Raw genomic sequence first — 9,089 nt, 5'->3', positions numbered from 1 at the left:
CAGTAAAAATCCACACAAGTTGTTCTTCATAATCTCTTAATGATCTTCTTGCTGATTCGTCACCAGCAAGCTAGGTCGGCTATATTACTCTTTATTTCGAAAGAGTCAACAGGTTCAATCGATTATTTTTAAACTTCTTCAAGACTTTCAGATTTAAACCCTTCGAGCTAAATCCTTGTTTCTCAACAAGTTTTAATCAACATCATCGCCGATGGATGTGCATTCTACAGGATTTCAGATACGTTGCAACACTTCTCGCAAAGATTTTTGATCGTGTGTTTATTTTTCAAACCAATAAAAATATAAGTAATTGTTATATATAGTTAATTTATTTTCATTATTTTTGAATTTTATTGAGCACCTTCAACAAAACCTATCCACTAAATCAATAAGATATTGTTTTATTTGAATTTAAATTATAAAAGTCTTTATCACATGACTTATGTCGTTCAATTCACATTCTATTCTTGTTTGATTCTTCATCAACCTGGCGTTTATATACACAAAACTTGTTTTATCCAGTCTTCTTCCAAGATACATAGGCCCTATTTAAATATGGAAAATTGATTGCAACCCTAAAAATTAAAAAGCCATCGCTATTGAGCAATGGCTTTTGGAGTACTGAGCAACAATTAGAATTTCATACTGACACGTGCCCAGTAATTACGTCCCATATTATTAAACTGCTCGGTTGTTGGTAAACCTGTCCCGGAAGCACCCATTTTATTTAAGTGCTCGGTATAAGTCCGGTCTAGGACATTATCGACTCCGACTGATATATCCACGCTATCCATGACATGGTAGCTACCGTTTAAAGACAAAGTGCCAAAGCCTGCGCTCTGCTTATTGTCATAACCCACAATATTACCTTCGTTAAGACTGATCCGGTTTTGACCATCTACTACACGCCATAGCAATCCAAAATTATATTTGTCTTGAACATAGCGCAAGTTAACACGGGCTTCTAAAGGAGAGATTTGTGGTAACGGCGTATTATTTGTGGTGTTTTCACCCCAGGCATACATGGTGCTGATATCGGCCTGCAGGCGGTCAGTAAACTGGTAACCAATTCCAGCTTCTGCACCAGCGATAATGGCATCGACATTACGGGTATGTGCTTCGAGCATTCCCATCATGCCAGTAGGTTTATATGTCGTTAACACATAATCATTAATCAAACCTGCGTATGCGGATGCCCATGAGTTGAAATGACCATGCTCATGTTGATAACCAAAATCTAGCTGTAATGTCTTTTCAATATCAATATTGGCAAAAGTATTGACGTTATCATTTCCCGTTTTAGGACTGAATAATTCCCAGTAATCCGGCATACGCTCGACATAACCCAGGCCAATATAGGTCTTGCCATCATCATGATCGGGATGATGATTTTCAAAACGAATAAAGGCACTCGGTAAAGTCTCTTTGCGTTCCTGTTGAGATTGAACAGCGTCTACATTGACCTGATCAAGACGAACACCAGACACCAGCTTATTGTTATCACTGAACAGATAACTCAGTTCTCCAAAAGCTCCCACAGACTGGAATTCCATATCTTTAGTTCGTGGCTGAGTTTGATACAGCGTCATCAGACTTCCGTTACGTTTAGTATGTTCATTATTCTGACTATCAATACCAGTAATCAGCTGCAATTTATCCCATTCACTGGTCATTGCCATACGCGCATTCAATGTCTTACGCGCCACATTGGTGGCCATAGGCATACTCATCATACCCCCAGGCTGGAACTCACGTAAACTAAAGTTATCCATGACATGGTCATTAAAGTTGTAGTTGACCTGAGCTTCTATCTTTTGGATCACATCCGTGACGTTGTGCTTTTCCACACGTAAACCTAGACTTTCGCGTGCGAACTTGGAACCATCCATTGCACGGCCAGCATAAACAGCTTCACCATCCGCCTTACCACCCGTTAGTTCTACCCAGGTATCTGCATCTGGAGTCCATCCCAAAGCCAGATCTGCATTCCAGCGCTCCCAATCTGAAGGCACAGTGGTTCCATCACCATCTTGATAGCTATTCGATACCGAACGATTGGTATTGAGTCGGACATATTTCTGTTCATCGCCTGCTGCAACTTCCACATTATGATCAAGACGTCCGAAAGAGCCCATCAAGACACTGGCCTGACCGCGATAGTTTTGATCTTGATCAAACTGTTCCGGTGTGCGTTCGAAAATCACCGTTGCCGCAGAGCCAGTATTGGCATACTGAACCGTTTGCGGTCCTTTAATCACCGAAATACGGTCATAGCTTTCCGGAGAAATATAGGAGGTTGGCGAATCCATACGACTTGGACAGGCGCCTAGGTTTTCGGTGCCATCAGTCAGGATCTTAATTCGTGAACCAAACATACCGCGGAACGTCACATCACCATTGGTGCCGGCACCGCTATTGACCGAACTAAAGCCGACAATACTTTGCAAATAATCCGCACCATCACTGGCAGGAATGGGTTGAATCGGCTGTTTAGGGTCGGCGCGGACAATCAGCCCATTAGCATCATTACCTGCTGCTGACGTCACCACAATTGGGGCAAACGTTTGCACCGGCATGGCCTCATTGGCCATCACCACCGAAGAATAACAAGCAACACAAATCGCAGCCGCAAGTGGCTGTAAAGAAAATTTAGGCTGAGCCATTTCTCTATCTCACTAAATACATAAATTAGGCACGGCTTGAGTCAATACAAACCCAAGCTGAAAAATGCAGATTTATGCAGGAAGTGGTGGCGCTCGCCCCTGAGGAATTAAGAAGAGTTGCTGAAGGACAAACCAAACATGCTTAAAAGTTTTTTGATAGGCAATTAAACGGACATGAATCCGGTCAAGAACCTGTTTGATGTCCAGATCAGGTGGTAAGACTAAATTGGCATGAACCTTACAGTACTGACACTGATGATTGGCATCATGATGATCATGTTGAAGATGATCGGATTGAACAAGGTGAGTATGCTCGCCAACGCTATGCTGCGCATGAGCATCTGTCGCGATAAAAAGTGCACGCGTGATGGTTTCACAGACCGGAGCAACCTGATATTGCTTCGGTAACAAAGGCTGTAAAAATACAGCAATCTGTAGAAACACAGCTGCAAATGCAAATAGCAGCCCCGCGCGTAAAAACACAGGCTATTCCTAAAACATGCTTATGTCGATTATAACAAAGCCCAATCAGAATTGGGCTTTGCTAGACCATTTAAATAAACTTTAAAATGATCCTAGCGTTTCACTGCCACCTTGTCTTTATTGCGCTGGCGGACCAGTTTTTCCACTTTTTCACGTGCACGTTGACGTTTTAATGGCGATAAATAATCGACAAATAATTTGCCATTTAAGTGATCCATTTCATGTTGGATACACACAGCGAGAAGTCCGTCAGCATCGAGCTCAAATGCTTGACCTTCCAGATTAATTGCCTCGATTTTTACGCGTGACGGACGATCAACTTTATCGTATATTTGAGGAACTGATAGACAGCCTTCTTCGTAGGGCTGCGTTTCTTCAGTCAATGGTGTGATTTTGGGGTTAATAAACACCATCGGTTGATCTTTATTTTCAGACAGATCCATAACAATCAGCTGAATATGACGATCCACCTGAGTCGCGGCAAGTCCGATACCTGGTGCTTCATACATGGTTTCAAACATATCCGCAGCGAGCTGACGAATTTCATCAGTCACTTCTTCGACAGGTTGTGCAATGGTACGAAGACGGGGATCCGGGAAACTTAAAATAGGTAATAAGGCCATACTGCGTCCTCAATTATGCCATTGATCAAAAAACCAAATGAAGGGAATGCTTCATCAAAAAAATGTGTGTAAGATCGTTATTATAACGCAACTACGCACATAATTTTAGGAATTATGATAATGAAAAAGGTTTTGAAGGGCATGCCATTTTTTAGTGCCTTGGGGTTTAAAAATCAGATGCTGGCACTTGCCGTTTGTGTCGGCGTCAGTATGGGGACCATTCATTCTGCCGAGGCAGCACCTGCACGCAACGTCAATCCACCGGCATTAAAAGCCAGTGCACCGAACGTTTATGTAGTGAAAAAAGGCGATACGCTTTGGGATATCTCGAAACGCTTCCTGAAAAATCCGGTACGTTGGCCGGAAATCTGGGCCAGTAATAAGCACGTGAAAAATCCACATTGGATTTTCCCGGGTGACCGCCTGCTGATGTGTGATTACCAAGGCCGTCCGATTATTGGTAAAGACGAAGGTGATGGTTGTGAAGGTATTATCAACCGCTATCTTGGCAGTAGTTCTCTGCAACCCCAGATTCGTGTTGAATCTTTAAATAATACGATTCCCGTGATTCCGCTTGAGCATATCAAGCAGTGGCTAGAGCGCTATACCCTTCTGGCGCCTGATTCAGTTCAAGGTACGCCATATATCCTCGGAACTGCAGATCAGCGCGTACTGGCAGGCAAAGGCCAGAAAGTTTATGCACGTGGTCACGGTCTGGAAGTTGGCCAACGCTATGCGGTGTATCGTGAAGCTGAACCGTATGTATTTACGGATGCAAACGGCAAGAAATATACGGCTGCACTCGAGCTGCAACAGGTGGCATCTGGTATTGCGGTACGTGGCGAAGGTGATGTCACCACGCTTGAACTAACAGATAGTTACAATGCTGAAGTCCGTCGTGGTGATCGCGTCTTGCCTGAATACGATCCAATGTTACCGACCCTGTTCTATCCGACCAATGCAGAAAATATTGCTGCCGGTGGCCAGATTGTGCGTGTATTGGGATCAATTGGTACTGCAGCACGTCATAGTGTGGTCACCATTGACCGTGGTACGGCACATGGGGTTCAGACGGGTCATGTCTTTAGTGTGAATCAAAAAGGTGAAGTGGTGACTGATCCGAAAACTAAAGAACGTGTGCAATTGCCAGGTGAGCGTATTGGCCAGATCATGGTATTTAAAACCTTCGATCAGTTGAGCTATGCCTATGTGCTGGAAAGTGAATTACCAATCAAGGTTGGTGCAGGAATTCAAGCACCTCTTTTAGATGAATAAATATTTGTCTAAATAAAAAACTCAATAATAAGAAGACAACCCTATAGGTCTCAATATGCTGAACCCGTTATCGCGCGCGCAACTGGAAACAATTATGTTATGGTATCTGGTTCAGCATTCCCTTTCGAGTTTCTATAAAATCAGTCAACATTATGCCGAACTGGCCCATGCCCTTCAGCCGGATCAAGCCCCTGTCTGGCAGGCACTCGGTATTCATGCCAATCATGTACAGCGCTTAAAAGAATTTTCTCTTCCCGAAGCCCAGCAGAAATTTCAGCGTTGTCTGCAGCAGATCCAGCAGGATAGTGACTTTGTTTTATTGCATGGCGATCCGCATTATCCGCAGCAGTTGCATCCTTATACAGATAAACCCCCAATCATTTTTGGTCAGGGTCGACCTGATACCCTGCTTCAGGCACAGATTGCAATTGTGGGCAGTCGCAAGCCGAGTCCGCATGGCCGGCAAGTGGCTTATGATTTTGCCTTTTATTTGAGTGAACAGGGTTTCTATATCAATAGCGGTCTGGCATACGGTATTGATGAAGCAGCGCATCGGGCTGCCCTACAACATCAGGGGACAATTGCAGTGATGGCGACCGGACTGGATCAAACCTATCCAGTACAGCATCAGTCACTGCGCCAGCAAATCATTGAGCACGGTGGTGCCGTCATCAGTGAGTTTCTACCAGATACGCTGCCTTTGCAGCACCATTTCCCACGGCGCAACCGAATCGTCAGTGGTTTAAGTCTAGGTGTGATTGTGGCAGAAGCTGCATTAAAAAGTGGTTCTCTGATTACGGCTAAACTGGCAGCTGAGCAAGGTAAAACTGTGTTTGCCATTCCGGGACATATTTACAGCGAGCATTATCAGGGTTGTCACCAACTGATTCGTGAGGGTGCGATTCTGATTGATCATCCACAGCAGGTCATCGAAGAACTGGCACTGGCGACGCAATGGCAGGCTTTAGAAAATACCACCAAAACGAAAGTTACTGAAGCAACATCACAGCAAATTCCACCGCATCTGCTCAGTCTGTATAATCAGCTGGACTGGGTGGGACAGAGTTTGGATCAACTGGGAACGCAGGTTCAGCAAGAGGTATCTGCTTTGATCAGCCAACTCATGGAACTGGAGTTACTCGGTTTTTGTACCCAGCAAGCCGGCCTGTATCTACGTTGTCGGATTCTTAAATAAGGTTCACAATAGCGCTTTGTTGTTTAATATAAGGTATCCACATGATCACTACCTCTGTTGCCGAAGCAGCAGCATGGCTTAAAGACGGACAAGTCTTGGCATATCCTACAGAGGCTGTTTGGGGCTTGGGTTGCGACCCCTATAATGAACAGGCATTTCATCAGATTCTAGAATTGAAGCAACGCCCGATTGAGAAAGGTGTGATTCTGCTGGCAGCTCATCTTTCACAGGTAGAACATCTGCTGCAGGATTTAAGCGAAGAAATGCATGAAAAAGTGATTGAATCCTGGAACCATGACAGACCTGCTGATCGCGCGACCACCTGGCTACTTCCTGCAAATAAAGATATTCCTGACTGGATTAAAGGTCATCATCCTAAAGTAGCCGTACGTGTAACCACTCACCCACTCTGTGTGGCACTGTGTCAGGCCTTTGGCGGTTTTATCGTTTCGACCAGTGCCAACCCTGCCGGCATGGAACCTGCCCGCTCACTTCAGGATGCGATCCGCTATTTTGACCAGAACCTGAATTATCTAAATGGTGACCTCGGTTTAAGTCAGCAACCAAGCCGGATCATTGATGCAGTGACTGGCGTAGTTATTCGTGTCTGATTTAGTCGGGACACTCAAGCCCGACTAAAGTTTTAAGACAAAAAAAAGCTCAGCCATATAGGGATGGCTGAGCATAAAAAAGGATGTGCATAAATCACATCCAGAGGGTTCAGAAAATCTCTGGGAGTCTGATAAAACAAGGATTTTCTTGCTTGATCATTCTCGATGGGCGCATTATGAAAGAAACTGAGTACAACGACAAGTATAATAAAACAATCAAATAATACATATTTTCTATTAATAGCAAACAATTTTTGACCAATATTCAAAATATCTTGCTCTTTCTATTCTCTTTTTAAAATAAAACGATATTTTTCTATTTGTTTTAACATTTGAAAATTAGCATTTAAAAGGGGATTTCAATTAAAAAAAATTGTTCAAAAGATCAATATTTAATCATAAAAAATTCTTAACCAGCTCTTTTAATTCCTGATTAAGCGGATCTTCCGGGATATTGTGCCCAGAGGATTCCGAGTAAAATGATGCCACCGCCGATACTGTGATACATGGTCCAGGCTTCGCCCAGCCACAAATATGCGACTACTGCGGTAAAGACAGGCATCAGATTCATAAAAATACTGCTGCGATTGGGACCAAGTTGTTGCACAGCCATCATCCAGAATAAGGGTGCGGCAATAGAAGGAAAAATTCCGGCATAGATAATGCTGGCTGCATTAGCATGATTAATGCTATCCAGACCTAAAATCAATACCAAAGGAATATGATAGAGAAAGGCCATAAAAATCTGGATATACAGGCTCACTAAGAGTGGAATCTGAATCTGCCATTTTTTCAGAAACACGCCATAACAGGCATAGAAAAATACTGCGATCAACATCAACAGATCGCCAATATAACTTTCACCGACAGTTAAAAACTGCAGGCCCTGCCCTTGTGCCATGACATACATCAAACCAATAAAGGACAAGAGACTTCCCAGCACTGCAGCCTGTGTCGGGCGAATCTTTAAAACAAAAATACCCACGATAATGGTAAAAATAGGAATAAAGGCATTGATCAGGCCCATGTTGGTGGCAGTAGTGTAGTGTGCCGAGCTATAAGCCAGCCCCTGATACAGCACCATTCCCAGCGCACTCAAAATGGCAAAATGTCCGAGATGCGGACGAATCTGCGGCCACGCTGCTTTGACTTTGGGCAACATGAATGGAGTTAAAATCAGCAAGGCCAAGGCCCAGCGATAAAAACTGATGCTGATGGGAGAAATATAATCTGCCACATAACGGGTAACCGTCATATTCAGAGACCAAATCAAAACTGCGGCCAGTGGTAAGGCCATGGCCCACCAGACTGCCTTTTGTTGCTGTGTCATACTTTCATCCATGATTCGCTGGTCTTGTTATTAAGCTATGCCTATTCGCGCCTCCTAGCATAATAGATTTTTCACATAATATTGAGGCAATTTGCAGCTTTAAGTAACTAAGCTCACCTGTTTCTACTTGTACTGAAAGCGAATACCCGTTAAAAACAAATACCGTTCAGTCGCAATAAACAGGAAATCTAATGACTCGCTCTGTATATGACATTCCAGTCAAAACCATTGACGGAACAGAAACCACTTTAAACCAGTACCAAGGTAAGGTTTTACTGGTGGTTAACGTCGCATCTAAATGTGGCCTGACGCCGCAATATAAAGGCTTACAAAAACTGTATCAGGACAAAAAAGCGGAAGGTCTGGAAATTCTGGGCTTCCCTGCCAATAACTTTTTGGAACAGGAACCGGGTAGCGAAGCCGAGATTCAGGAATTCTGTTCAGTAAATTATAAAGTCGACTTCCCGCTATTTGCTAAAATCTCTGTCGCGGGCGAAGACAAGCATCCTTTATATACCACCCTTACGCAGGCTGTACCGGAACGTATCGGTGAAGGCCCTTGGTGGAAAGATCTGGTCGATTATGGTTTAACCCCAAATCAGCCACCAGAAGTGCTCTGGAACTTTGAAAAATTCCTGATCAATAAAAATGGTGAAGTAGTGGCACGTTTTGCTCCAGATATTACTGCAGATGATCAACGGATTGTCGATGCAGTGAATGCAGAACTTGCAAAATAATTCTCGATTATTCTCATAAGCATCAAGCTTGAAATAAGTATCTATTTTCTTGGTAGATACTTATTTTTTTATTTAAAAACGATTAGGGTCTGTTGACATTTACTGTTCATAATTAACCCTATAAAGGTAGCCATAAAAATATACAGGCTAAAGCAACAGAACTTTGATAATT

General features: G+C 43.3%; 8 protein-coding genes. 4 read left to right on the top strand and 4 right to left on the bottom strand.

Annotation, left to right across the window (positions count from 1 at the left end):
* Positions 1-632: 632 nt before the first annotated feature.
* The 3 genes from NI455_RS14565 to def form a co-directional block, all read right to left on the bottom strand.
* Positions 633-2,663, bottom strand: a complete 2,031-nt coding sequence (locus NI455_RS14565) for a TonB-dependent copper receptor (RefSeq protein WP_253114792.1) — start codon at positions 2,661-2,663, stop codon at positions 633-635.
* A gap of 72 nt (positions 2,664-2,735) precedes the next feature.
* On the bottom strand, positions 2,736-3,146 hold the full coding sequence (locus NI455_RS14560) for a DUF2946 family protein (RefSeq protein WP_253114791.1): 411 nt from the start codon (positions 3,144-3,146) through the stop codon (positions 2,736-2,738).
* Between the two features lie 92 nt (positions 3,147-3,238).
* Positions 3,239-3,769, bottom strand: a complete 531-nt coding sequence (def, locus tag NI455_RS14555) for a peptide deformylase (protein WP_004644875.1) — start codon at positions 3,767-3,769, stop codon at positions 3,239-3,241.
* Positions 3,770-3,889: 120 nt separating this feature from the next.
* On the opposite strand from def, the gene NI455_RS14550 reads away from it, so the two are divergent.
* Genes NI455_RS14550 through tsaC form a run of 3 tightly spaced genes read left to right on the top strand, consistent with a single transcriptional unit; the run spans position 3,890 to position 6,850 of the window.
* Positions 3,890-5,044 carry a LysM peptidoglycan-binding domain-containing protein gene (locus NI455_RS14550; protein ID WP_253114790.1) on the top strand — a complete coding sequence of 385 codons (1,155 nt, stop codon included), beginning with the start codon at positions 3,890-3,892 and terminating at the stop codon, positions 5,042-5,044.
* A gap of 55 nt (positions 5,045-5,099) precedes the next feature.
* Positions 5,100-6,239 (top strand): DNA-processing protein DprA, encoded by a 1,140-nt coding sequence (gene dprA / locus NI455_RS14545; protein ID WP_253114789.1) that lies wholly within the window; start codon positions 5,100-5,102, stop codon positions 6,237-6,239.
* Positions 6,240-6,280: 41 nt separating this feature from the next.
* Positions 6,281-6,850, top strand: coding sequence for an L-threonylcarbamoyladenylate synthase type 1 TsaC (tsaC, locus tag NI455_RS14540; RefSeq protein ID WP_253114788.1), 570 nt, complete (start codon positions 6,281-6,283; stop codon positions 6,848-6,850).
* Between the two features lie 433 nt (positions 6,851-7,283).
* On the opposite strand, the gene NI455_RS14535 is transcribed toward tsaC, so the two are convergent.
* Positions 7,284-8,180, bottom strand: a complete 897-nt coding sequence (locus tag NI455_RS14535; RefSeq protein WP_253114787.1) for a DMT family transporter — start codon at positions 8,178-8,180, stop codon at positions 7,284-7,286.
* Positions 8,181-8,371: 191 nt separating this feature from the next.
* Between NI455_RS14535 and NI455_RS14530 the strand changes: the two genes are divergently transcribed.
* Positions 8,372-8,917, top strand: a complete 546-nt coding sequence (locus NI455_RS14530) for a glutathione peroxidase (RefSeq protein ID WP_253114786.1) — start codon at positions 8,372-8,374, stop codon at positions 8,915-8,917.
* Positions 8,918-9,089: the final 172 nt, after the last annotated feature.

Origin of the sequence: Acinetobacter lwoffii (genome assembly GCF_024129435.1) — a bacterium.
In the GTDB taxonomy this organism is placed as follows: Bacteria; Pseudomonadota; Gammaproteobacteria; order Pseudomonadales; family Moraxellaceae; genus Acinetobacter; species Acinetobacter lwoffii_F.
Note: the sequence above shows the minus strand (reverse complement) of the source record. Positions and strands in the feature narration are given on the sequence as shown.

Bases quoted from the DNA above. Each gene is read 5' to 3' on its own strand.
- NI455_RS14535 (WP_253114787.1), bottom strand. From the start codon at position 8,180: ATGACACAGCAACAAAAGGCAGTCTGGTGGGCCATGGCCTTACCACTG.
- NI455_RS14530 (WP_253114786.1), top strand. From the start codon at position 8,372: ATGACTCGCTCTGTATATGACATTCCAGTCAAAACCATTGACGGAACA.
- NI455_RS14550 (WP_253114790.1), top strand. From the start codon at position 3,890: ATGAAAAAGGTTTTGAAGGGCATGCCATTTTTTAGTGCCTTGGGGTTT.
- def (WP_004644875.1), bottom strand. From the start codon at position 3,769: ATGGCCTTATTACCTATTTTAAGTTTCCCGGATCCCCGTCTTCGTACC.
- tsaC (WP_253114788.1), top strand. From the start codon at position 6,281: ATGATCACTACCTCTGTTGCCGAAGCAGCAGCATGGCTTAAAGACGGA.
- dprA (WP_253114789.1), top strand. From the start codon at position 5,100: ATGCTGAACCCGTTATCGCGCGCGCAACTGGAAACAATTATGTTATGG.
- NI455_RS14565 (WP_253114792.1), bottom strand. From the start codon at position 2,663: ATGGCTCAGCCTAAATTTTCTTTACAGCCACTTGCGGCTGCGATTTGT.